Source organism: Lactiplantibacillus nangangensis (assembly GCF_005405065.1).
Classification (GTDB): domain Bacteria; phylum Bacillota; class Bacilli; order Lactobacillales; family Lactobacillaceae; genus Lactiplantibacillus; species Lactiplantibacillus nangangensis.
The window spans coordinates 17,972-41,658 of sequence record NZ_BJDI01000004.1 but is presented as its reverse complement, the minus strand read 5'-3'; the positions used below and the strand labels follow the sequence as shown (position 1 = coordinate 41,658).

Sequence of the window (23,687 nt, the reverse complement as noted above, 5' to 3'; positions counted from 1 at the left end):
GTCTATCGTGCGTACACCTATTATTGCCGGTAACTGGAAAATGAACAAAACCGCTAGCGAAGCTTTAGCTTTCGTTAACGCTGTTAAGGATCAATTACCAGATCCTAACAAAGTTGAATCAGTCGTTGCTGCTCCTGCCCTTTTCTTACAAGAAATGGTCGAAGCTGCTAAGGGTTCTGATTTAAAGATTGCTGCTGAAAATGCTTACTTTGAAGATGCTGGGGCATTTACTGGTGAAACTTCACCAGCTGCTTTAGCAGACTTGGGCGTTGACTATGTCATCATCGGTCATTCAGAACGTCGTGGCTATTTCCACGAAACTGATGAAGATATCAACAAGAAAGCTCATGCTATCTTCAAGAACAACATGTTACCAATCATTTGCTGTGGCGAAAGTTTGGAACAACGTGAAGCCGGCGAAGCTGAATCATGGGTTTCAGGTCAAATCAAGGCTGCTTTGAAGGGCTTATCTGCTGACCAAGTTAGTTCATTAGTTCTTGCTTATGAACCAATCTGGGCTATTGGTACTGGTAAGACTGCTTCAAGTGACCAAGCTGAAGAAATCTGTGCCGTTATTCGTAAGACGGTTGCTGATCTTTATTCACAAACAGTTGCTGACAAAGTTCGCATCCAATACGGTGGTAGTGTTAAACCTGCCAACGTTGTTGACTTGATGAGCAAAGCTGACATCGACGGTGGTTTAGTCGGTGGTGCTTCAATGCAACCAGACTCATTCTTGGAATTAGTGAACTACCAAAATAACTAATTCATTATTGCAAGTTGTCACACAACCTCTTACAATAGGTTGTGAACCAATTACAAGCAAAATTAAGGAGAGAATTTAATGTCTATTATTACAGATATTTATGCTCGCGAAGTCTTAGACTCACGTGGCAACCCAACTGTCGAAGTTGAATTATATACTGAAAGCGGCGCATTTGGTCGCGGTATCGTTCCTTCAGGTGCTTCAACTGGTGAACATGAAGCCGTTGAATTACGTGATGGCGACAAGAGCCGTTTCATGGGCAAAGGTGTTACTAAGGCCGTTGACAATGTTAACAAGTTAATCGCCAAAGAAATCGTTGGCTACGATGTTACTGACCAACGTGCCATTGACCAAGCTATGATCAAATTAGACGGTACTCCTAACAAAGCTAAGTTAGGTGCTAACGCTATCTTGGGTGTTTCTATTGCCGCTGCACGTGCTGCTGCTGACGAACTTGAAATGCCTTTATACAACTACCTTGGCGGATTCAACGCGCATGTCTTACCTGCACCTATGATGAACGTTATCAACGGTGGGGCACATGCTAACAACGACGTTGACTTCCAAGAATTCATGATCATGCCTGTTGGTGCTTCTTCAGTTAAAGAAGCTGTCCGCATGGGTTCAGAAACTTTCCATAACTTGAAAGCTATCTTGAACGAACGCGGTTACTCAACTGCCGTTGGTGATGAAGGTGGTTTCGCACCTGACTTGAAGAACAACGAAGAACCATTCGAAATCTTAATTGAAGCTATCGAACGTGCCGGCTACAAGCCAGGCAAGGATATCTCAATTGCCTTCGACTGTGCTGCTTCTGAATTCTACAACGAAGAAACTGGCAAGTACGACTTAAAGGGTGAAGGCGAAAATGGGAAATCATTTACTGCCGAAGAATTCGTTGACTTACTTGACAGCATCGTTGACAAGTACCCAATCATTTCCATCGAAGATCCTTTGGATGAAAACAACTGGGAAGACTGGCAAATGGCTACTGAAAAGCTTGGCAAGAAGGTTCAAATCGTTGGTGATGACTTGTTCGTTACTAACACTGACTACCTTGCTAAGGGGATCAAGATGGGCGTTGCCAACGCTATCTTAATCAAGGTTAACCAAATTGGTACTTTGACTGAAACTGTTGAAGCTATCGAAATGGCTAAGCAAGCTGGCTACACTGCCATCGTTTCTCACCGTTCTGGTGAAACTGAAGACACGACCATTGCTGACTTAGTTGTCGCAATGAACGCTGGCCAAATCAAGACTGGTTCAATGAGCCGTACTGAACGGATTGCTAAATACAATCAATTAATGCGGATCGAAGACCAACTTGAAAGCACTTCAGAATACAAGGGTCTTGCTGGTTTCTACAACTTAAGCGAAGACGCTCGTAACGCCATTGCTAACAAGTAATTGGTAAGCTTTTCTAAAAAGGGTCGCTCATTTGAGCGGCTCTTTTTGTATGCAATCACACGTTACCATGGGTTTATTGCGTTTGTGATGGGCTTCTCGTGGTAAAATAAGAACACGAGTCTTTTAAAGGGGTCATGGAAACGTATGGATTATTTTAAAACTGAACTTAGAAAATGGGCAGACTGGCAAGCTGTGATGCTGAGCCCAGTCGTCTTTGAACCATTAATTCAACAAATTTATCGCAGCGAGAATGAACCATTTAAAACACCTGAAGCGGTTGCTGATCCTTTTGCGGCAGTCTTTACCGTTGGTCCAACGCAGATTGCCATTTTCCCACCGGTCACAGTTGCTAGCGACACGCGGGATCGTTATCAAACGGAACGCTTTAGTTTGAGACGATTGGCGCGCCTGAAAGTTGCAGCCGCAACGCTCCTACATGCTGGGTTTATTTTTGACAGTGAGCAATTTTATTATGTGATTTACCGGCCATTAGTTGGGACGTCGTTAACTGAGTTTGTGAAGACTGCAGAACCCTTAGCTAAATCAACATTAGGTCGGCAACTTGGCACAGCTGTGCGGCAGCTCAATAGTGAAGTTGCCGGGTTTAACCAAGTTGATGCGGCAACCTTAGCTAATCAAGCCAATTGGACACAGTTGGGATCGAGTTTTGTTGCTGAGCGTGAAAGTTACTTAGCTGCGCATCCTGTGTCAATGACCGATTATGTGCATGGGCGATTGACTGGTGAAAATATTGTCGTTACGGCTGGACAGGTTGGTTTTCAGCATTTTCAAGCAGCCGTTCAGGGGCCGCGGCAAGTTGATTTAGCCACGCTTGTCAGCGAAGCGTTTGCAGGTGATGCTGACTTATTGTCCGGCTTCCAAACGACCTTCAAGTCACCAGATTTAGCGGTTGACGTCTTAATTGGGTTGTTGTGGCGTCCGGATGGGCCTGCGCGTATTCAAGCATTGATGGGGGCAAAACAAGTCACATTTACCGCGTTAACACAACGAGTACAACAATTGGTCAAGACCGAAAGTGAGGGTTAAGCAGTGAAAATCCAACATCAACCAAAACAGCGTCATTTTGATTTCACACGTTTCGGCGCGATTGGGCGGGGATTGTTAGTTGGGCTATTAGCGGGCGTGGTCGTCAGCATTTTTCGCTTCTGTATTGAAAAAGGCTTGAAATTGGTCCAATGGGTCTATGGTCAAATCTTACAAACGCCGTGGTATATTGTGCCATGGCTGATTGTCAGCTTAGCCGTCGCAGTTTTTGTCGGTTTATTAGTCAAAAAAATCCCAGACATTAAAGGATCTGGGATTCCACAAGTTGAAGGTCAACTTGCAGGTGAACTGAATTATGCCTGGTGGCCAGTACTGTGGCGCAAGTTTGTTGGGGGGATTTTAGGCATTGGTTCGGGCCTGTTTTTAGGTCGCGAAGGGCCCTCCATTCAGTTGGGGGCCACGATCGGTCAAGGCTTTGCAGAAAAAACGCATCAAACCGGCGCTGACCGGCGTTCTTTGATTGCTGGTGGCGCGGCCGCTGGATTATCGGCGGCCTTTAACGCGCCAATTGCGAGTACTTTATTTGTGCTGGAAGAAGTGTATCACAACTTTTCACCGATAATTTGGACCACGGCCTTAGCCAGTGCCATTGCCAGTAACTTTGTGTCACTTAACTTTTTCGGCTTGGTACCGGTGCTACATATTCCATATGGGACGAATTTACCGTTGAGTCAATATGGCAACTTAATTGGTCTCGGTGTTTTTTTGGGCGTGTTCGGTTATCTCTATCAAAACGTGACGCTGGCAATGCCAAGTTGGTATACGAAATTACGCTTGCCGAGTTGGTTAGATGGCGTCGTGCCATTCTTGTTGGTGATTCCGATTGGACTGTTATGGCCTAAACTATTGGGGGGCGGCAATGCCGTCATTCTAAATATTGCGGCGATTACGCCGGCTTTATTGCCACTGATTGGAATTTTTATCTTACGGTTTGTTTTCTCGACTTTATCGTATGGTTCAGGATTACCTGGGGGGATCTTTTTACCGATCCTTTCACTGGGTGCAATTTTGGGTGCCATCTATGCCCAATCGATGGTTGCACTGGGCTGGATGCCTGCCAGCTTTGTACCGAACTTCATTATTTTTGCGATGGCGGGGTACTTCGCTGGCATCGGGAAAGCGCCGTTTACGGCCATCTTATTGATTACAGAGATGGTCGGGACGTTGCACCATTTGATGCCGCTGGCCGTTGTGTCGATGACCGCTTATTTGGTGGTTGATCTACTGGGTGGCGCGCCGATTTACGAAGCCTTACTCGAGAAATTAACGCAGCCCAAATTACCAGAGCATAGCGGGGTTCAAGATCGGTTGGAGATTCCAATTTTTGAAGGGGCCGCCTTCGAAGGCCACCAAGTTCGTGATTTCAAATGGCCCAAGGAGTCCTTATTGATTGCGATTCGTCGTGGCGAGCGGCAAGTGATTCCACACGGTGATACATTGATGCGGGCTGGCGATACGCTGATTATCTTAACAGATCGCAGCAATCGTGCCTGGGTTCGCCATCAAATTGACAAATTGAATGTGAGTCCGACCTGACCACTTTAGAATGCAACTAATTGCGTCCGATACTGGAAAAATGACGCTAAATATGTTAAATTGTTATAGACATAGCGGACTCTTTAGGAGGCACTTTTATTGTATAATATACTGATGACGTTAATATTGGTCGTTTCCGTGTTGATTATTATCGCGGTGATGATGCAACCATCTAAGACAAATGATGCCATGTCTTCATTAACCGGTGGTGCTGACGATTTGTTCGCCAAGCAAAAGCCACGTGGTTTTGAAGCCTTCATGCAAAAAGTGACTGTTGTACTAGGAATTATTTTCTTTGTTGCAGCCCTCGCGTTAGCATGGTACTCATCGAAGTAAGCGACTGTCCTCCTGTGATTTCAGGAGGATTTTTTTTAAGAAGGTGTAATTGTGTTAAAACGCCCCGAACCGTTTTTCTTTGAACACAGCGAGCAAGCCGTTATTTTGTTACACGCTTATTCAGGCAGTGCGAATGATGTCCGGCTGTTGGCGCGTGCGTTGGAACGTGAGAACTATACGATTTATGCGCCACAATTTAGCGGCCATGCGACGGGAGATCTGCGTGATGTCATTCGTCAGGGTTCACCGGAGCAATGGTGGCAAGATACCCAACAGGCAATTTCATTTGTACGCCAAAAAGGCTATACTAAAATTAGTCTCTTTGGCTTGTCACTTGGTGGCATTTTTGCGACGATGGCCTTGGAAAATGACCCAGCTTTGTTAGGTGGCGGCGTGTTCAGTTCGCCGATTTTACCTAGTGCGCATAGTCAGGTTCCGGCGATGTTTATGGCACTGTGTGCGCGTCAATTCGAGCGGCAGGGATTATCACCACTGGCACAGCAACAGACATTAGCGGCCCTTAAACCCGCATCAGAAGCTCAGCTACAAGCCATCACACAATTCACAGCCACCCAGGTACAGGCTCATCTGACCGACTTAACACGACCATTTTTCATTGGTCAGGGTGGTCAAGATGAGTTGATCGATGCGACCGTTGCCACGCAATTACGCAATCAACTCACTGCACAAGGGTTGCCAGTTGATTTTCACTGGTTCGCCTCAGCGGGGCATGTCATCACGGTTAACCAAGCGCATCATGACTTAGAACAAGCTGTCTTAACGTATTTAAAAACTATCTATTAAAAAATGAGGTAAATAATGTCAGAATCTAACTTACAAGAACAAATCCTGACCTTTTTGCAAGCCCATCCCGACCGGAGCTACAGTGTAGAACGGTTAAGTGATGAACTGCAATTTTCAGGTGCAACGGCGTTCACATTTCTCGTTAAAGAACTTGCCAATATGGAACGCAAAAAATTAGTGACCACGGACGATCATGACCAATTCAAATTGGTTCAAGACACTAAAGTTGTCGATGGTTCTTTCCATGGTAACGATAAGGGCTTTGGTTTCGTCCGTTACGATCCAGATCTGCCTGATATTTATATCAATCCGGACAACACGATGTTTGCATTTACCGGTGATGACGTGCAAGTCGAAATTATTCGACCAGCCCGTCCAGGCTCAGATCGCGGTCCAGAAGGGAAAGTTGTCAGCATTACGCAACGCAACTATTCCCAAATCGTGGGGGCCTTTGTGCCTAGCACGGAAAATGCCGGTTTTATCGGTAAAGTTGAAATTAAAGAAAAGAAACTTTCTAAATATGAACTCTTAATTACGGATCAGGGGATTCACCCAACTGAAGGGGAAGTTATCATTGCCGAAGTGTCTGCTTACCCAGATGCTAAGAATCCAACCCGAATTGTCGGAATTGCGAAACAAGTTATCGGGAGTGTCGATGATCCTGGGATGGACGTCTTGCAGGTCGTTTACCAACATGAGGTGCCATCAGTCTTTCCTGAAGAAGTCACGGATGAAGCTAATCGGATTCCAGATTACGTCACGGAAGAAGATAAAAAGGGCCGTGTTGATATTACGGACCAACCATTGGTCACGATCGATGGTGCAGAATCTAAAGACTTGGATGACGCGGTCGTTGCATGGCGGTTACCAAATGGTAATTTCCATTTAGGGGTTCATATTGCGGATGTCAGCCATTACGTGACTGAAAACTCTGAATTGGATCGTGAAGCCTTCAAACGTGGGACGTCTGTTTATTTGACAGACCGGGTCATTCCAATGTTGCCACGGCGCTTATCAAATGGGATCTGTTCATTAAATCCAGATGTTGAACGGTTAGCCATGAGTTGCGAAATGGAAATTGACCAAGAAGGCCATATTATCAACCATAAGATTTTCCAAAGTGTGATCAAGTCGCACGCGCGGATGACTTATGATGGCGTCAACCAAATCTTGGAAGCCCATGACCCTAAAACACGTGAAAAGTATGCCGACTTAGTGGACATGTTTGATACGATGGGCGATTTACATCGGATTCTGTATAAGAATCGTCGGCATCGTGGAGCCATTGATTTTGATGACAACGAAGCTAAAATCATCGTCGATGAAACGGGTCACCCAATTGATATTCAATTACGGGTGCGCGGTTTAGCTGAACGGATGATTGAAAGTTTCATGTTAGCTGCCAATGAAACGGTTGCTAAACATTACAGTCTGCTCAAGGTGCCATTCATTTATCGGGTGCATGAAACGCCTGATGCTGATCGGATGCTCAGTTTCTTCGAATTTGTCGCGACTTTTGGCGTTAACGTTACCGGTTCTTCGAAAGACGTTAAACCGAAGATGTTGCAAGACGTTTTGAAGAAGGTTGCGGGCAAGCCTGAAGAAGCAATGGTTTCTGTCATGATGTTACGGAGCATGAAGCAAGCGCGGTATGCGGACCAATCCTTAGGTCACTTTGGGTTGGCGGCACCATACTACACTCACTTCACGTCACCAATCCGGCGTTATCCAGATATGATGGTGCATCGTTTGATTCGCCATTATGCTGAAAACGGCACTGGGGAAGATGCCCGGGCGAAGTATCGGGATAATTTACCAAACATTGCAGAAACGACTTCGCTTAATGAACGTCGTGGCATCGACACGGAACGTGATGTTGATTCAATGAAGAAAGCAGAATACATGGCTGATCATGTGGGCGAGAAGTTTGACGCTGTGATTGACTCGGTCATGAAGTTTGGCTTGTTCGTTGAATTGGAAAACACGGTCGAAGGACTCGTGCACATCAGTGTGATGGATGACGACTATTACGAATATGTTGAAAAACAACTCGCTTTAGTTGGTCGCAAGACCCATCGGACGTTCAGAATCGGGCAACCAGTTAAGGTTCAATTAATGCGGGTCGATAAAGACCAACGCGAAGTGGACTTCAAGCTGTTGAATCCTGAAGAAGCACCAAAGACTGACTTATTACCAAAACGGGAACATCACGATAACTATCGTGGGAATAACCGTCGCGGTGGTAACGGCAACTATAAGCGGAATAGCAACAGTAGTAATAACCGTAATGGCAATCGGAACAGTAGTAGCAATGATAATCGTAGCAGTAATGGCGGCGGTTATCGTGGCAATAATAATCGTAATCACAGCAGTAATAATAATCGTAGCAACAACAATAGCGGTCGGCGGACGACGAACAGTAGTAACAACCGCCACTAAGGCTAGCTAGACGTTAGGGGTGTGAGGCTGATGGCCAAACAAAACGGTAAGCATCAAGATAGCGCCCTCGCACAGAACCGGAAAGCGCGGCACGATTATGCCGTCGAAGAAACGTATGAAGCAGGGATTGCTTTAACGGGGACGGAAATCAAGTCAGTGCGTGACCGGCGTGTGAATATTAAGGATGGTTATGTGCAAATTCGTAATGGTGAAGCCGTTATGATGAACGTGCATATCAGTCCTTTTGCAGAGGGAAATCGGTTTAACGTTGACCCATTGCGTAATCGTAAGTTATTACTCCATAAAAAAGAAATTCAGAAGCTCGGGGAGGCAACCACTACTAAAGGGGTTACCATTATTCCGTTAAAGATGTATCTCAAGCACGGCTTCGCGAAGGTCTTAATTGGGGTCGCGCATGGGAAGCGTGAATACGATAAGCGACAAGATATCAAGAAACGCGAACAACAGCGTCAAATTGATCGTGTCATGAAACACTATTAACATTTGAACAGCGCAACTCACTGAACGTCAGTGGGGGCGCTGTTTTTTTATTGTATTGTGTTGTGCCTCCGGTTGCCGCTGGATGGCATGCGGTCGTGGGACCGGATCAAGCCTGAGGAGCGGTCTTGATCCTCGCCCGGAACAGTTGCCAAAACCGCAATTGTCCCGACCGGTCCGTGGTGTAAGATCGGCAAAAAATCGCCGCTCTAACGCCACCTTCACGACCGATGCCATCAGTGGCAACCTCCGGCTATTCGGTGGATCTAGATGAGGAGTGACGCGCTTTTCTTACTAGCACATAGTCAAAATGAGGCTCAACGGATTTTGAATAGCAGCAAATTCAAATTTAGCATCAGGTGTTCCTGTACCCTAAATAACACATTGGTGCATCAGCGATAACCTTAGGATGGCACGGGGCTAGATAATCGCGCCTAATAAAGTTAGCACGTCTATTTTTGAAAGTTACCCATGAAAAGTAGCAAGTAACTGATTTAGCCGAGAGGTTGGGGCCTAAAACGCTCAGCCATGATATTTTCCTTAGTGCGGGTGGATTCACCCGGACTTAGGAAAAGGCCAGTTTTAAAGACCGCTTTTTGGCTTTAAAATGGCCCATGGCGTTCCAGCGTTTTAGGCCCCAACCGGCAGGCGGGAAGAGAACACTGTTCACAATTTACAACGTTCCTAACGCGAACTAGTCATCCAGCCCTCTAAAATATAAACAAGTTTATAGACTTACAATTGTGGTGTTAGCTTTGTCAATTTGTAAATTCAAATCGAAAAACTTAATAATAGTAAAAATTAGCCTGATTCCTTAATTTCTTTAATGAATCAGGCTTTTAAATTAAGAAAGTTAAGTTAAAAATGAATGATAGCGCAATCATTAAATTAAAATTAGAATATTATTACATTTTGAGTTGGTGAGATTGCCCAATCTATGTTATATTTTATGACATACCGTTCAGGTAGAATGAATTAGGAGGTCTCCATCATGAAGAAATGGCAAGTTGCTGTTGTCATGGTGTTAGCCACACTCGGTAGCTGGTTCGCGTTTGCGTCAACTGCTCAAGCCAAGACTTACACCATCGCGACGGATACCACGTTTGCCCCGTTTGAATTTCAGGCAAAAGGTGGTAAGTATAAAGGAATTGATATTGATATTTTAAATGCAATTGCTAAAAAAGAAAATATCAAGTATAAACTCAAAGCAATCAGTTTCGGTGCCGCCGTTCAGCAGTTGAGTGCTAATCAAGTTGATGGGGTCATCGCCGGGATGAACGTCACCCCTGAACGAAAGCAGACTTTTGATTTCTCCGATGCTTACTATACTTCGGGGGTCGTCATGGCCGTCGCCAAGGGGAGTTCAGTCAAGAGCTTCAAAGACTTAAAAGGTAAGACTGTGGCTTTGAAGACTGGGACTGCTGGGGCGACTTATGCCAAGTCGATCGAAAGCAAATATGGTTTTAAAATTAAGTATTTCAATGATTCAAACAATATGTATAACGATGTAAAGGTTGGTAATTCAGCTGCCTGTTTCGAAGATTACCCAGTCATGTCCTACGGGATCAAGAATGGGATCGCTTTGAAGATTGTTTCTAAGCAATATGAAGCCGGGGATTATGGTTTTGCGGTTAAAAAAGGCAAGAATGCCGAATTACTGAAAAAATTCAACGCTGGCTTAAAAGCAATCAAGGCTGATGGTCAATATAAAAAGATTGTTGATAAATATTTACATTCCAGTGAATCATCATTAACTGGTGAAACGGCCAGCAGCCGAACTTTTGTTGGGTTATTCACGCAAAACCTCAGCACCATTGGTAGTGGGCTGTGGATGACTTTGGAATTAACGGTTATTTCAATTATTTTAGCAACAATTATGGGAATGATCTTAGGGGTCTTGGGTGTCATGCCTGGTAAGCTTGGCCCAGCCATTTCCAGCACGATTATCTATATTTTCCGTGGGATGCCATTAATGGTTTTGGCATTCTTCATCTACATCGGGTTCCCCGACTTGATTGGACACGGGTTCAAAATTCCAGCGTTCATTGCCGGGATGATCACCTTGATGCTCAATGAAGGGGCGTATACCGGGGCATTCGTCAAAGGTGGGTTCCAAGCCGTTGATGATGGTCAGATGGAAGCTGCTCGTTCATTAGGGTTACCATACTGGACCGCGATGCGGAAAGTTATCATGCCACAGGGGATCCGTATCATGATTCCATCATTTATTAATCAATTTATTATTACTTTGAAGGATACGTCAATCTTGTCCGTTATTGGGATCGTTGAATTGACTCAAACTGGGACGTTGATCATTGCGCGGAACTTCGAAGGATTCAAGATTTGGTTAATGATTGCGATTATCTACTTGGTTATCATTACGTTATTAACGTGGCTCTCAAATTGGGTTCAAAGGAGGATGAATTAGCATGGCTAAAGTGATCGTTAAAGATTTACACAAAAGTTATGGGGACAATGAAGTCTTAAAAGGACTCAACTTAGAAGTCGAAGATAATGAAGTTGTCTGCATGATTGGACCTTCTGGATCTGGTAAGAGTACTTTTCTACGTTGCTTGAATGACTTGGAAGTGCCAACCAAGGGGCAAATCGTGATCAGTGGCTATGATTTATCTGACAAAGGAACCAATATCAACTTAGTGCGTGAGAACATTGGGATGGTATTCCAGCATTTCAATCTGTTCCCACATTTGACGGTGATGCAAAATATCACCTTGGCACCCGTCCAATTGAAAAAAGAATCCAAAGAGACCGCGGATGCAACGGCACATGAACTGTTGAAGACAGTTGGTTTGGCTGATAAAGCGGATGCGATGCCTAATTCCTTATCTGGTGGGCAACAACAACGGGTCGCCATTGCGCGAGCCTTAGCTATGAAGCCAAAGATCATGTTATTTGATGAACCAACTTCAGCTTTGGACCCTGAAATGGTCGGTGATGTTTTGGATGTTATGAAGAAACTGGCTGCCGGTGGGATGACAATGATCGTCGTGACCCATGAAATGGGCTTCGCTAAAGAAGTGGCTGATCGTGTCGTTTTCATGGCGGATGGCTTGATTCAAGAAAGTGGCAAACCCGATGACGTCTTTGATCATCCAAAGAGTCCTCGACTACAAGATTTCTTAAACAAAGTGATTAATGTTTAGATGACAATTAGCTTACGACCAGCGACGGCTCAAGATGACTTTGAGGCCGTCGCTGAGTTGTATCTAGCCACTTGGCGAGCAACATACGTGGGTCAAGTGCCAGCGGTTTATTTGGCACAACTGACACCAGCGACTTGGCAGCCTAAAAAGCGGTGGCAGCGAACCGTTTTAGCGTTTGACGGCCGAAAAGTCGTCGGGGTCTGTACATTTGGTCCGGCTAGACCGACCAAATGGCAGGGGTGTCAGGAAATTTATTCCCTGTACGTTTTACTAGCCTATCAGCATCAGAGGATTGGTCAGCGCTTGATTCAGGCAGCGATTGCCCGCTTAACTGAGCCAATGCCCGTGATGTTAGCGGTACTTGCGAGCAATCACGCTGCACGAAGATTCTATGAAGTGCAAGGTTTTGTGGCGGTCGGCGAGCCATATTTAGTCCCACTACCACAAGGTGTCACGTTGACCGAACAAGCTTATCAGCTTAAAAAATAAAAAAATCAGCGTTCAGAAATTTTTAACTCATTTCTGAACGCTGATTTTTTCTTTGCTAGTCGAAGACGCTACTAAGTTTGTGGTAGCTTATTATGCGGATGCAACGTGTAGTTACTTTCACCGAATGTCATATTGTAGCCCTCTTGTGGGGTCTGGGAACGTTCCCGATTGGTTGGTTTTTGCCAATGATCTAAAATGGCGGCAATGCAAATGCAAAGTGGTTCCGTCGTTTCGTCGGTAATTGCCAACTCAAAGGCTTCGCCGTTCGACGTGACGACGGGACGCATCGTCATCACTAATTCGGTACCATGGTAAATCCGATAATTTTCATTACTGAGGCTGCCCATAATGATCCAGCGCAGTTTGCGCACATAGATCATTTCGTGCCAGAAGCCCAGTGTTTTACTAATTGAACCAACGTTTTGACGATTGTAGTACAGATCAAACTTCGGCAAGAGGCCGAGTGAGGTCTGCTTTATTTCGGCAAGTAGTTCGCCTTGAATTGCATAGAGGCTTAGCGCATCTTGACGCCGGCCCCAACGACCGACGAGTAAGTAATGGGATTGACCGTGGTCATCGCGAACGATGCGGGCCCCTTTAGCAAAACTATTGCGACTGAAATATAATTTACGCATGTCAAACCCTCATTTCCCGGTTAACTATTGTTCAGCTAACACTTCCAAGATGGCCTTGCCAACGCCATCATTCACATTTGTATCTGTTAAATGGCTGGCAAGTTGCTTTACTTCTGTCGTGGCGTTGCCCATCGCGTAGCTGGTACCAGCTAATTTGAGCATGGAGACATCGTTGTTATTATCACCGATTGCCATGACATTACTCATTGGCGTGTTGAGCATATTGGCATAACGTTCAACGGCGATGCCTTTTTGGGCATTGATATTGTTGATTTCAATATTAGAGCGTGATGATGATGTAATCTTAATTGAAGAATGTTTGCCTAATAATTCGTCTGATAACGGTTTGAGTTTAGCTGGGCCTTCCTGACTGAAGGTAATGATCTTCATCACGTGGTTCTTCGGATCAGCCAACAACTCATCATAGTTATCGACATAGTTGATGTCCATGAGTTCTAGGCGGGCAGTTGCCAGTGAGACGGCAATTTTGAAAGAAGTATCTGGATTTAAATTCGTTAATAAATGGGCAATTTGTTCAACCCGTTTCGCCTTACTGTTAGAATAAACGCCGTCGTTACCAACGACCTCATAATAGTAGCCTTGCGAGGATAGGGTATGGAAGATGGCCCGCGCGACCGTTTTCGTGATTGGGACCATATCGAGCATTTTGCCGGAAGCATCGTATACTTCGGCCCCGTTTAACGTGATGAGTGGGGCAGTAATGCCTTGTGCGGCAATCAACGGCTGAGCTTCAGAGTAGCGGCGACCGGTGGAAACGATAAAATGGACCCCTTGCTGCTGGGCTTTGAGAATGGCCTGGGCGTTGAAATCGGAAACAGTCATTTCGTTATTCAAAAGCGTCCCGTCCATGTCAGAAGCGATAATCGAAATCATGTTGTCACATCCTTAGTTGTCTTAATAGTTACATTCTACCATGTTTGAAAGTGAATTCAGAATTATTATCATTACCGGTTTTGAGTATGCTACAATAATGCTAGAGGTGTTAAGGATGAAAGCGTTTATTCATACTGATTGGTGGGACGTTCTCGAACCAGAATTTGAGAAGCCATATTACCATCAATTACACGAGTTTTTGAAAACCGAATATCGGACAAAAAATATTCATCCCGATATGTATAATATTTTTCAGGCCTTTGAATGGACGCCGTTTGCTGACACTAAGGTCGTTATTTTAGGGCAAGATCCGTATCATGGCCCGCGTCAAGCGCATGGGCTCAGTTTTTCGGTCTTGCCGGGGGTTCAAGTCCCACCATCGTTGGTCAATATTTATAAAGAATTGCAAGATGATGTTGGCTGTACGCCGGTCAATCACGGTTATTTAGAGGCGTGGGCGAAGCAGGGTGTGTTATTGCTCAATTCCGTTTTGACGGTTCAAAATGGGGTCGCCTTTTCGCATGCCGGTAAAGGCTGGGAGCGACTCACGGATGTGGCGATTCAACGGTTGTCTGAACGGGATATGCCGGTGGTCTTCATTTTATGGGGCAAAGCGGCTCGTTCTAAGATTTCACTGATCGATACGGACAAGAATGTCGTGTTACAAGCACCGCATCCCAGCCCGTTATCTGCTTATCGTGGGTTCTTTGGTTCCAAACCATTTTCTAAAACGAACATTGCGTTAGCCTCGTTTGGTGAACAGCCCATCAATTGGCAATTGCCTGCACAAGTTAGTGTTAAAAATAATTAAATCATTTATTTAATGGAGGTCATTTCATGGATTTATTTGCATCATTAGCAAAAAAGATTACCGGTAAGGCCCAAACAATTGTGTTTCCAGAAGGAACTGAACCCCGGATTGTTGGTGCGGCAGCCCGGTTAGCAGCTGATGGCTTAGTTAAGCCAATCGTCCTTGGGCCAACTGATAAAGTTGAAGCCGTTGCTAAAGACTTACATGCTGATTTAACTGGCGTTCAAGTCTTGGATCCCGCAACGTATCCAGCCGCTGACAAGCAAGCGATGTTGGACGCGTTAGTGGAACGTCGCAAGGGCAAGAATACGCCGGAACAAGCGGCCAAAATGCTCACCGATGAGAACTACTTTGGGACAATGTTAGTTTATTTGGGCAAAGCCGATGGGATGGTCTCTGGTGCCGTTCATCCAACTGGTGATACGGTCCGGCCAGCCTTACAGATCATTAAAACGAAGCCGGGTTCACATCGGATCAGTGGTGCGTTCATTATGCAAAAAGGCGACGAACGTTACGTCTTCGCAGACTGTGCCATCAACATTGATCCCGATGCCGACACCTTAGCTGAGATTGCGACGCAAAGTGCGCACACGGCCCAAGTCTTTGATATCGATCCTAAAGTTGCCATGTTGAGTTTCTCAACTAAGGGCTCTGCTAAAGGTGATATGGTGACCAAGGTGCAAGAAGCCACAGCGAAAGCTCAGGCCGCTGAACCAGATTTAGCGATTGATGGTGAAATGCAATTTGATGCTGCCTTTGTTGAAAAGGTGGGGTTGCAAAAAGCACCCGGGTCTAAAGTTGCCGGTCATGCGAATGTCTTTGTCTTCCCAGAATTACAATCAGGGAACATTGGCTACAAGATCGCCCAACGTTTTGGTCACTTTGAAGCGGTCGGTCCAATCTTACAAGGCTTGAATAAACCCGTTTCAGATTTGTCACGGGGTGCCAGTGAAGAAGACGTGTATAAAGTTGCGATTATCACCGCAGCGCAAGGGTTAGAAGCCTAATTAGTTTGTTAAGCGGGGGAAACTTCAGTGCTTGGTCTTTGAAGTTTCTCGCGTTTTTTTTATAATATGATAGAAGGAAATTTAGATTGTGAGATTGTGCGTTTGTTTGCCGCCTGTCGGTTGGCTCAGGTGATGCTGGAACGTGGTGGGCACGTTTGGAAGCCAAAGTGCGGTCTTCCAAGCCGGCCTTTTACTAACCTGCCGGTAAAGCACCGTCAGCTAAGTAAAATTTCACCACTGAGCATCACCTGAGCCACCCTATCGGCTAGTTTGAGCAGTGAAAGTAATCACGCTTTATTGTTGACGAGGGGGATATAGCCGAGAGGTTGCGTCGGAAAATGCTCAGCCATGTCGTTTTACTTGGTCCGGCTGGGTTGTGCCGAACCTAGTAAAAGACCGAGCTTGTAGACTTGCGTTCTTTGCAAGGCTTCAAGTCGTGTCCATGGCGTTCCAGCGTTTTCCGACGCAACCGGCAGGCGGGTAAGCAAGCACAATCCCGACAATCTGGATGTTAATTGAATGGAGGATGGCTTGAAAAAAATATGAAAACTGTAACAGTCACGTCCCCGGAACAAACCATGCAGCTTGGTGCTAAACTTGGCCAATTAGTGCAGCCGGGTGACTTAATTTTATTAGATGGTGATTTAGGTGCTGGCAAGACCACCTTTACTAAAGGACTTGCCAAAAGTTTAGGGATTGAAAACAATGTCAAAAGTCCGACTTTTACGTTGGTTCGTGAATATCAACAAGGTCGTATCCCGTTGTATCATATGGATGTTTACCGGTTGGAAGACGGCGGCGCTGAAGATTTGGGCTTAGACGAATATTTTGACGGTGACGGGGTCAGTGTCGTGGAATGGTCTGAATTTATTAGCGACCTTTTGCCACATGAGTATTTACGCATTGCCCTCAGTCGCGCCGATGAGTTAGTTGACACACGCACAATTAAATTTGAACCAAACGGGACCCACTATCAAAAGTTGGTTGATGAATTAGAGGGGTGACAACCATGACAGCAGAAGTTGTCGATGTCCGCCCAGCGGAAGCTTCCGATGCGGCGAAATTATTAACCTTACTGATGCAATTAGCAGCTGAGTCAAATACGTTTACGATCGATGATGGTTTGGGTGAGCTGAGTGAAGCGGACGAACGCAGTCAAATTGAACAAATTACCCGCACGACTACGAATACGATTTTTGTGGCGGTGTTGGGTGAAGACTTGATTGGTGTTGGTACGGTACAGGCGACAGATGATTTGATCAAGCAACAGGGGGAAGTCGGGGTTGCCGTGTTGAAAGCATACTGGGGCCAAGGCTTAGGAACCGCGCTAGTCGAAGAAGTGATCCACTGGGCGCAAGATTTCAGCACTTTAGGTCAACTGATTTTGACGGTGCAAACGCGCAATGAGCGGGCGACGAAGCTTTATCAGCATCTGGGTTTTAAACAGGTAACCCCAGCTAGTTACAATGTGGTCGATCCCACGGGCAAAAAAGTGGCTGCCATTGATATGATTTTAGACGTTTAAAAAAGTGGATCAAACGGCCACTAATGAGCTGTTTGATCCACTTTTTGCTTAACCTTGAACGCGCACAAAGGGTTTGAGTTGGGCCGCCCCAAATTGTTCCGCTTCGGTGATGAGAATATTGGCACAAGCCAAGCTATCATCTAAGGCGTTATGGTGGTGTTGAAGTTCAATATTTAAAGCACGACACATCGTATCGAGTTTATGATTCGGGAGTTCTGGATAGAATTTTTTGCTGGTCTTAACCGTATCCATTGAGAGATATTCGGGTGCGCTGATGCCATAATGCGCTAGGGTTTGGCGTAAGACGCCAGTATCAAACGGCGCATTATGGGCAATCACGAGGCGGTCGCGTTGGAAAAATGGTTGGATGTGTTCCCACACCGCTGGAAATTTAGGGGCATCCGCCACGTCTGCGGCATGAATACCGTGGATTTGAACGTTGCGCCAGAAAAAGTCGGTCTCAGGTTTGATCAGGGTATAAAATTCATCTGCAATTTGATTGTTACGAACAATGGTGAGCGCCAGCGAACAGGCGCTATCCCGCTTAGCACTGGCAGTTTCAAAGTCCATGGCGACAAAATTCAACCAATTCACCTACATTTCTAAAGATTATGGGCTAATCGTACTTGGATTAGCCGTGAAATTCAAGTGTTAGACTCGAATATCTAGTTCGACGGGGCAATGGTCTGAGCCAGTTACGTCCGTTAAGATTCTGGCATTCAAGAGTCGGTCATTGAGCTTTTCAGACGTGATAAAGTAATCGATTCGCCAACCTGAATTGTTTTCACGGGCGTGGGCACGATAGCTCCACCACGAATAAATCCCCGTTTGGTCGGGATAGAAATGGCGGAAGGTGTCTGTGTAGCCGCTGGCGAGTAATTGGTTGAACTTGCCACGTTCTTCATCGGTAAAGCCGGCGCTGTGATGGTTACTCTGCCAATTCTTTAAGTCGATGTTTTCATGCGCCACGTTTAAGTCACCACAGAAAATCACTGGCTTCTGGGCGTTGAGACCATTGATATAAGCCAAGAAGGCCTCTTCCCAAGTCTGACGGTAAGCGAGTCGTTTGAGTTCACCGCCGGAATTTGGCGTGTAACAGGTGATCAGATAGTAGTCGGCGTATTCGAGTGTGATGACCCGGCCTTCCGTATCGTGTTCGGGAACGCCGATGCCATAAGTCACGTTTAGCGGATCATGCTTAGTGAAAATGGCCGTCCCAGAGTAACCCTTGCGTTCCGCATAGTTCCAATATTGATAGTAACCTGGGAAGTCAAGGTCAATCTGGCCGGCTTGCAGTTTGGTTTCTTGCAGGCAGAACGCATCGGCGTCCAGTTCATTAAAACGGTCGACGAAGCCGTGTTTGACAGCGGCTCGTAGCCCATTGACGTTCCAAGAGATAAATTTCATTATGTCAACGCCTTTCTATTTGTTAGTAGTTTAATTGTACCGCATTCGATGAGTTAAATTGGAGGATTCCACATGATAAAAATTGGTGTGATCGGTTTAGGTAATATTGCACAAAAGGCCTATTTGCCAGTGATGGCGGCCATGCAGGATCAGTATGAGTTTCATTTAACGACGCGCAACCCTGAAAAAAGAGCCCAGTTAGCGGCAGAATATGGGTTTACGCACACGCATGCGACTTTAGATGACCTGATGGCGGCCAAGCCCGCCGCGGTATTTGTGCATACCCCGACCGCGACGCATGCAGCCATCATTAAAAAATTATTGCTCGCGGACATTAATGTTTACGTCGATAAGCCGGTCTCAATGGACTTGCAAGAAGTCCAAGGGTTATATGACTTGGCGGCCGCGCGTCACTTGTTACTGACTTGCGGATTCAATCGCCGGTTCGCACCATTGAATCAACAACTAAAAGCGATTCCTGACAAGCGCTTGATCATGGCTGAAAAGGTTCGTGAAACGAGTGATCAAGATGTTGCGACGGCGGTCTTTGATTTAATGATCCACAGTGTCGACACGGGATTATATTTGTTGGATGAACCACTGGAAAATACGACGAGTCGAATCGTTGCTAGTGCGGATGGCAAGTTAGAACAAGGGTACTTTACCGCGCAAACCGCCCATGAACAGTTACAAGTTGTGACGAATATGCGTGGCGGAGTCAATTTGGAGACGTCGACGGTTCAAGCAACGAGTCAGCGGGCGATGGTCAGTGATTTAAGCAGCTTGACGACTTATCAGACTGCGAGAACGCAAACGACGACTTTCCCAGATTGGACGCCAACCTTAGAGAAGCGGGGCTTTGCACCATTGATTCGGGCGTTCTTGACGGCGGTTGCTACTCACGGCCCAAATCCAGTTGATCCAACCTCGGCCATCACTAGCCATGCGGTGTGCCGTCATTTATTAAGCGATTAAAAAGTGCTATCATTATTGAATAGACTAGGTTAGATTCCGTTGTATTGCCACTCCGGTTGCGCCAGATGAGGCTGGAACGTGGTGGCCACGTTTATGAGCCAAAGTGCGGTCTCATAAAACGGGCTTTCACTAAGCCGGGAAAGTCCCCGACTAAGTGAAATTTCACCACTGAGCCTCATCTGGCGCAACCTCCGCTAATATTCAGTCTATTTTATTAATCAGGTTTAGATTGAAAGTCTCAAGAGAATCTTGAATCTGATACATGATGCTGATACTTTTACGTTCGGCTAGCTGTTTTTGGTAGCGTAATATTAGGCTACCACATGTGTTGTAGAAGACGTGTAGTTTATAGTTACTATTTCTCATTGAGCTGGACGAGTTGGATTGCGAAGGTAACAGCTTGTCCATTTGTGGATACAACTATTAAGCAATATCAGCCGTCATGATGACTATTAATCAACTAGACGTCAAAAAAAGTAAACAGCCAGTTAGTAAAAGATTAACGCTTAGTCACAAGGCTTGCCTGTTAATTAGCGCAGGTTAGGCTGAATGAGGCTCAGTGGTGAAATTTCACTTGGTCAGCGTTTTTGGCTGGCCTAGTGAAAGCCCGGCTTGTGAGACCGCACTTTGGCTCGCAACCGTGGCCACCACGTTCCAGCCTCATTCAGCCTAACCGGAGCGGCAATCGGCCTTCTCACACAATACAATATAAATAAAATCATTGAAACATGAAAGGAACTTCACTCATGACCCAAGATGTGTTGGCCAGTTTTCCAGCCATTGAAATTAAAAAAGATGAATCACTGAGTCATTATACGAATACTAAAACTGGCGGTCCCGCCGATTACGTGGCGTTTCCAAAGTCCATCAGCGAAACTAAAAGTTTGATTGACTTTGCCAATGCCAATGAATTGCCGTTGACGGTCATCGGCAATGCTAGTAATTTAATCGTCAAAGACGGCGGTATCCGCGGCTTGACGCTGATTTTAACTAAAATGGCGCAGATCCATGCCAGTGAAACGGAAGTCGTTGCGGAAGCCGGTGCGGCCTTGATTGCAACGACGAAAGTGGCCTGCAAAGCTAGTTTGACCGGTTTAGAATTTGCGGCCGGCATCCCCGGTAGTATTGGTGGTGCCGTCTTTATGAACGCGGGAGCGTACGGTGGCGAAATGAGCGAAGTCGTCAAAGAAGTTACCGTGATCACGCGTGAAGGCCAATTGAAGACCTTGACTAACGCAGAACTTGATTTTGGCTATCGGCATAGTACGGTCCAAGATTATGGTGATACCGTGGTGACGGCGACGTTTAAATTAACGCCAGGGAACCAAACTAAAATCCAAGCGCGGATGGATAAACTCAATACCTTGCGGGCCGCTAAGCAACCTTTGGAATGGCCATCATGCGGGAGTGTTTTCAAGCGACCAACTGGGTACTTTACTGGTAAACTGATTCATGATGCCGGCTTACAAGGACATCAAATTGGTGGCGCTCAAGTTTCCAAAAAGCATGCTGGATTTATTATTAATGTCGATCATGCCACGGCCACGGACTATATGGATATGATTCATTATGTGCAAAAAGTGGTCTATGAAAAATTTGGTGTGCATCTCGAGACCGAAGTTCGGATCATCGGGACGGATGTCAAGTAGTGTTATTAACTCAGATTAAACAAAGGGGGCAAACACTTTAATGCCGATTATCGAATTAGTGATTTTATTGGCATGTTTAGTGCTGCTGTCGAATGTGTTGAGCCACTATCTAGTCGCAATCCCGGTCAGTTTGATTCAAGTCGGGCTGGGTCTAGGGGTGGCTTTATTATTAAATGTACAAGTTAAGCTGCAAACGGACTGGTTCATGCTCGTCTTCATTGCGCCAATGCTGTACAACGATGGCAGACAGTTCCCCAAACAAGAATTGTGGGAACTTCGCGGGGCGATTTTTGCCAACGCAATCGTGCTAGTCTTTATCACCACCATTTTAGGGGGCTTCTTAATTCATGTCCTCATTCCAACGATTCCTTTAGCAGTCAGTATTGCGCTGGCGGCCATTTTGTCACCGACCGATCCAGTGGCGGTGCAATCGATTTCCGAAGGGGTCAACTTACCAAAAGAAATCTTGCATTTAGTCAGTGGTGAAAGCCTGATCAACGATGCCAGCGGACTGATTGGATTTAAGTACGCGTTGGCTGCAGCGGTCACCGGGAGCTTTGTCCTCGGTAAAGCGGTCGGGGACTTCTTTTACATCAGTTTGGTTGGTCTGGCTGTCGGGTTAGCACTGATTACGATTATCCAATTGATTCGCGATGTGTTGCGTCGTGAAGGGATTAACGACACGGTTTTTAATGTCGTCTTACAAATTTTGACGCCTTTTGCGATTTATTTTGTCGCTGAAGAATGGTTTCATGCTTCCGGGGTCGTCGCGGTCGTGGCGGCTGGAGTCTTAGCGCACGTGCAAGGGTCGCATGAAGCTGAAGATGCGCCCGAATTACGATTAGTGACCGAAAAAGTTTGGAATATTATTGTCTATTTATTAAACGGAATTATCTTCTTAATATTAGGGATTGAATTGCCAGTTGCGACGCAAGCGACGATTGAAGGCAACCATACCAATACGTTACATGCGGTCTTTGATGTTTTGATTGTGTGGGGCATCCTGTTACTGATTCGGGTGGCTTGGACATATATTTATATGTTAATGACGTGGTTACGCAATCACGAGAAAACGAAGCCGAGTTTGCGAATTGCGGCGTTGTCAGGGTTGTCTGGCGTTCGTGGCGCGATTACCATGGCGGGGGTCTTTACGATTCCAACCGTGATTGCTAATGGTGATGCGTTCCCCGAACGTGCGTTAGTGCTCTTTATTGCTGCCGGGGTTATCGTTGTGAGTCTGGTTTCTGCGGCCGGTATCTTGCCGTTGATGGCAGCGAAGTCGTTACCATTTATGACGCGGGGGTCCAGTTTGGATGAAGATGGCGCGGTCATTGTGGATGGCGATGATCCTGATGACGACGAGGCCACTGCCGAAGCCTTGCCACAACAATTTACGTATAAGCAGGCGCGAATCTATATTTTACAGTTAGCTGTACAAAATATTGAAGAGCACCGCCGACCGGAAAATCAACGCGCCGCTTATGATTTGATTTTGGACCAACAATTTCAGATCAGACGGCTCGAAGTGGCCTCACAAACGGCCGATGAACTCCAACCGATGCTGACGGATGAGATGCAATTACGTTTAGTCGCGTTAGCAGGTGAACGCCAAGCCGTGAAAATGATGCTCGCAGACGGTGAAACGTCGAAGTTAGGCGCTCAGGCCTACTTGCGCCGCATTGATCGCCGTGAACAACGATTGTCCCAGGCGGCCCATAAACCCGGGTTACCAACGTTACGCTCCTTACGCCTCATGATCTCACGCGGCATGCAGAGCTTACGCGTTTGGTTAACGCCAGTGGATAGCGACAAACTGCGTGCCGAACAGTTAGCGATTCAACGGGTCGCTTCCAAAGCTGCGATTAAGGCGTTGTCCCAGTATCTCAAACAGACTGGGGTCGATGAACAGCAATTTGACCGCCAAGCCTTGTATCATCTAATTGTTCATTACCGCAACCGTATCGAGAGTGCGAAAGCAGATCATAGTTTGTCACGCGCTGACTATGAACGCCAAGGTCAACTGTTACGGATCAAGAGTCTTGGGGCTGAGCGCGCCGGTGTTCAGCATTTGCTGGAAAGTGGTCAAATTAGCCTTAGGACGGCCTCTAAACTCCGTCAATTTATTAACTATTCTGAAAATCTACTGATGCTGAATGACATTGAAGCTGATGACGATTAATAAATTATTTTATATTGCATTGTAAGCCTTCTCGGTTATAATGAGGTTAGAATAGTATTTATAGTGAACGATTAGAACTGGCAATTAGTTGCGAGTTTAAA

General features: G+C 45.9%; 22 protein-coding genes. 18 read left to right on the top strand and 4 right to left on the bottom strand.

Annotated elements, in window-relative coordinates; translation table 11 throughout:
• The first annotated feature begins 7 nt into the window (after nt 1-7).
• The 11 genes from tpiA to FFM70_RS04980 all read left to right on the top strand — a co-directional run bounded on the left by tpiA (nt 8) and on the right by FFM70_RS04980 (nt 12,504).
• The gene (tpiA, locus tag FFM70_RS05030) at nt 8-766 is read left to right on the top strand and encodes a triose-phosphate isomerase (protein ID WP_137615761.1); all 759 of its coding nucleotides are present in this window, start codon (nt 8-10) and stop codon (nt 764-766) included.
• 78 nt (nt 767-844) lie between these two features.
• The gene (gene eno / locus FFM70_RS05025) at nt 845-2,173 is read left to right on the top strand and encodes a phosphopyruvate hydratase (RefSeq protein ID WP_137615760.1); all 1,329 of its coding nucleotides are present in this window, start codon (nt 845-847) and stop codon (nt 2,171-2,173) included.
• A 144-nt stretch (nt 2,174-2,317) separates the two neighbouring features.
• The gene (locus FFM70_RS05020) at nt 2,318-3,220 is read left to right on the top strand and encodes a hypothetical protein (RefSeq protein WP_137615759.1); all 903 of its coding nucleotides are present in this window, start codon (nt 2,318-2,320) and stop codon (nt 3,218-3,220) included.
• A gap of 9 nt (nt 3,221-3,229) precedes the next feature.
• Nucleotides 3,230-4,774, top strand: a complete 1,545-nt coding sequence (locus FFM70_RS05015; protein WP_171002306.1) for a ClC family H(+)/Cl(-) exchange transporter — start codon at nt 3,230-3,232, stop codon at nt 4,772-4,774.
• Between the two features lie 99 nt (nt 4,775-4,873).
• Nucleotides 4,874-5,110: a preprotein translocase subunit SecG gene (gene secG, locus FFM70_RS05010; RefSeq protein ID WP_137615757.1), complete on the top strand. Its 237-nt coding sequence runs from the start codon at nt 4,874-4,876 to the stop codon at nt 5,108-5,110.
• A gap of 48 nt (nt 5,111-5,158) precedes the next feature.
• On the top strand, nt 5,159-5,914 hold the full coding sequence (locus FFM70_RS05005) for an alpha/beta hydrolase (protein WP_137615756.1): 756 nt from the start codon (nt 5,159-5,161) through the stop codon (nt 5,912-5,914).
• A gap of 15 nt (nt 5,915-5,929) precedes the next feature.
• Complete coding sequence (rnr, locus tag FFM70_RS05000; RefSeq protein WP_137615755.1) at nt 5,930-8,353, top strand: ribonuclease R; 2,424 nt, start codon at nt 5,930-5,932, stop codon at nt 8,351-8,353.
• Nucleotides 8,354-8,383: 30 nt separating this feature from the next.
• Nucleotides 8,384-8,854: an SsrA-binding protein SmpB gene (smpB, locus tag FFM70_RS04995; protein WP_137615754.1), complete on the top strand. Its 471-nt coding sequence runs from the start codon at nt 8,384-8,386 to the stop codon at nt 8,852-8,854.
• Nucleotides 8,855-9,842: 988 nt separating this feature from the next.
• Entirely contained in the window at nt 9,843-11,279 is a 1,437-nt protein-coding gene (locus FFM70_RS04990; RefSeq protein WP_137615753.1) for an amino acid ABC transporter substrate-binding protein/permease, read from the top strand.
• 1 nt (nt 11,280) lies between these two features.
• On the top strand, nt 11,281-12,015 hold the full coding sequence (locus tag FFM70_RS04985) for an amino acid ABC transporter ATP-binding protein (RefSeq protein ID WP_137615752.1): 735 nt from the start codon (nt 11,281-11,283) through the stop codon (nt 12,013-12,015).
• A complete protein-coding gene (locus tag FFM70_RS04980; protein WP_137615751.1) occupies nt 12,016-12,504 on the top strand; it encodes a GNAT family N-acetyltransferase in 489 nt (162 codons plus the stop codon).
• Nucleotides 12,505-12,575: 71 nt separating this feature from the next.
• Here the strand turns inward: FFM70_RS04980 and FFM70_RS04975 are convergent, their stop codons facing one another.
• Together FFM70_RS04975 and FFM70_RS04970 are read right to left on the bottom strand one after the other, a co-directional pair.
• Nucleotides 12,576-13,139 carry an LURP-one-related/scramblase family protein gene (locus FFM70_RS04975; RefSeq protein ID WP_137615750.1) on the bottom strand — a complete coding sequence of 188 codons (564 nt, stop codon included), beginning with the start codon at nt 13,137-13,139 and terminating at the stop codon, nt 12,576-12,578.
• 24 nt (nt 13,140-13,163) lie between these two features.
• Nucleotides 13,164-14,033 carry a Cof-type HAD-IIB family hydrolase gene (locus FFM70_RS04970; RefSeq protein WP_137615749.1) on the bottom strand — a complete coding sequence of 290 codons (870 nt, stop codon included), beginning with the start codon at nt 14,031-14,033 and terminating at the stop codon, nt 13,164-13,166.
• Between the two features lie 115 nt (nt 14,034-14,148).
• On the opposite strand from FFM70_RS04970, the gene FFM70_RS04965 reads away from it, so the two are divergent.
• The 4 genes from FFM70_RS04965 (at nt 14,149) to FFM70_RS04950 (ending at nt 17,376) form a co-directional block, all read left to right on the top strand.
• Nucleotides 14,149-14,844 (top strand): uracil-DNA glycosylase, encoded by a 696-nt coding sequence (locus FFM70_RS04965; protein WP_137615748.1) that lies wholly within the window; start codon nt 14,149-14,151, stop codon nt 14,842-14,844.
• A 26-nt stretch (nt 14,845-14,870) separates the two neighbouring features.
• Nucleotides 14,871-15,851 carry a phosphate acetyltransferase gene (gene pta / locus FFM70_RS04960; protein WP_137615747.1) on the top strand — a complete coding sequence of 327 codons (981 nt, stop codon included), beginning with the start codon at nt 14,871-14,873 and terminating at the stop codon, nt 15,849-15,851.
• Between the two features lie 542 nt (nt 15,852-16,393).
• Nucleotides 16,394-16,855 (top strand): tRNA (adenosine(37)-N6)-threonylcarbamoyltransferase complex ATPase subunit type 1 TsaE, encoded by a 462-nt coding sequence (gene tsaE / locus FFM70_RS04955; protein ID WP_137615746.1) that lies wholly within the window; start codon nt 16,394-16,396, stop codon nt 16,853-16,855.
• A 5-nt stretch (nt 16,856-16,860) separates the two neighbouring features.
• Complete coding sequence (locus tag FFM70_RS04950; RefSeq protein ID WP_137615745.1) at nt 16,861-17,376, top strand: GNAT family N-acetyltransferase; 516 nt, start codon at nt 16,861-16,863, stop codon at nt 17,374-17,376.
• Between the two features lie 48 nt (nt 17,377-17,424).
• Here the strand turns inward: FFM70_RS04950 and FFM70_RS04945 are convergent, their stop codons facing one another.
• Both FFM70_RS04945 and FFM70_RS04940 read right to left on the bottom strand, forming a co-directional pair.
• Nucleotides 17,425-17,961 (bottom strand): 3'-5' exonuclease, encoded by a 537-nt coding sequence (locus FFM70_RS04945; RefSeq protein ID WP_137615744.1) that lies wholly within the window; start codon nt 17,959-17,961, stop codon nt 17,425-17,427.
• 66 nt (nt 17,962-18,027) lie between these two features.
• On the bottom strand, nt 18,028-18,783 hold the full coding sequence (locus tag FFM70_RS04940; RefSeq protein ID WP_137615743.1) for an exodeoxyribonuclease III: 756 nt from the start codon (nt 18,781-18,783) through the stop codon (nt 18,028-18,030).
• 72 nt (nt 18,784-18,855) lie between these two features.
• On the opposite strand from FFM70_RS04940, the gene FFM70_RS04935 reads away from it, so the two are divergent.
• The 3 genes from FFM70_RS04935 to FFM70_RS04925 all read left to right on the top strand — a co-directional run bounded on the left by FFM70_RS04935 (nt 18,856) and on the right by FFM70_RS04925 (nt 23,586).
• A complete protein-coding gene (locus FFM70_RS04935; protein ID WP_137615742.1) occupies nt 18,856-19,758 on the top strand; it encodes a Gfo/Idh/MocA family protein in 903 nt (300 codons plus the stop codon).
• Nucleotides 19,759-20,504: 746 nt separating this feature from the next.
• Entirely contained in the window at nt 20,505-21,407 is a 903-nt protein-coding gene (gene murB / locus FFM70_RS04930; protein ID WP_137615741.1) for a UDP-N-acetylmuramate dehydrogenase, read from the top strand.
• A gap of 40 nt (nt 21,408-21,447) precedes the next feature.
• Nucleotides 21,448-23,586, top strand: coding sequence for a cation:proton antiporter (locus FFM70_RS04925; protein WP_137615740.1), 2,139 nt, complete (start codon nt 21,448-21,450; stop codon nt 23,584-23,586).
• The last annotated feature ends 101 nt before the right edge of the window (nt 23,587-23,687 follow it).

Coding starts and splice junctions, on each gene's coding strand:
- murB (WP_137615741.1), top strand. CDS start 20,505: ATGACCCAAGATGTGTTGGCCAGTTTTCCAGCCATTGAAATTAAAAAA.
- FFM70_RS05020 (WP_137615759.1), top strand. CDS start 2,318: ATGGATTATTTTAAAACTGAACTTAGAAAATGGGCAGACTGGCAAGCT.
- FFM70_RS04975 (WP_137615750.1), bottom strand. CDS start 13,139: ATGCGTAAATTATATTTCAGTCGCAATAGTTTTGCTAAAGGGGCCCGC.
- rnr (WP_137615755.1), top strand. CDS start 5,930: ATGTCAGAATCTAACTTACAAGAACAAATCCTGACCTTTTTGCAAGCC.
- FFM70_RS04935 (WP_137615742.1), top strand. CDS start 18,856: ATGATAAAAATTGGTGTGATCGGTTTAGGTAATATTGCACAAAAGGCC.
- FFM70_RS04990 (WP_137615753.1), top strand. CDS start 9,843: ATGAAGAAATGGCAAGTTGCTGTTGTCATGGTGTTAGCCACACTCGGT.
- FFM70_RS04940 (WP_137615743.1), bottom strand. CDS start 18,783: ATGAAATTTATCTCTTGGAACGTCAATGGGCTACGAGCCGCTGTCAAA.
- tsaE (WP_137615746.1), top strand. CDS start 16,394: ATGAAAACTGTAACAGTCACGTCCCCGGAACAAACCATGCAGCTTGGT.
- eno (WP_137615760.1), top strand. CDS start 845: ATGTCTATTATTACAGATATTTATGCTCGCGAAGTCTTAGACTCACGT.
- FFM70_RS04950 (WP_137615745.1), top strand. CDS start 16,861: ATGACAGCAGAAGTTGTCGATGTCCGCCCAGCGGAAGCTTCCGATGCG.
- FFM70_RS04980 (WP_137615751.1), top strand. CDS start 12,016: ATGACAATTAGCTTACGACCAGCGACGGCTCAAGATGACTTTGAGGCC.
- FFM70_RS04965 (WP_137615748.1), top strand. CDS start 14,149: ATGAAAGCGTTTATTCATACTGATTGGTGGGACGTTCTCGAACCAGAA.
- FFM70_RS04925 (WP_137615740.1), top strand. CDS start 21,448: ATGCCGATTATCGAATTAGTGATTTTATTGGCATGTTTAGTGCTGCTG.
- smpB (WP_137615754.1), top strand. CDS start 8,384: ATGGCCAAACAAAACGGTAAGCATCAAGATAGCGCCCTCGCACAGAAC.
- FFM70_RS04985 (WP_137615752.1), top strand. CDS start 11,281: ATGGCTAAAGTGATCGTTAAAGATTTACACAAAAGTTATGGGGACAAT.
- pta (WP_137615747.1), top strand. CDS start 14,871: ATGGATTTATTTGCATCATTAGCAAAAAAGATTACCGGTAAGGCCCAA.
- FFM70_RS04970 (WP_137615749.1), bottom strand. CDS start 14,033: ATGATTTCGATTATCGCTTCTGACATGGACGGGACGCTTTTGAATAAC.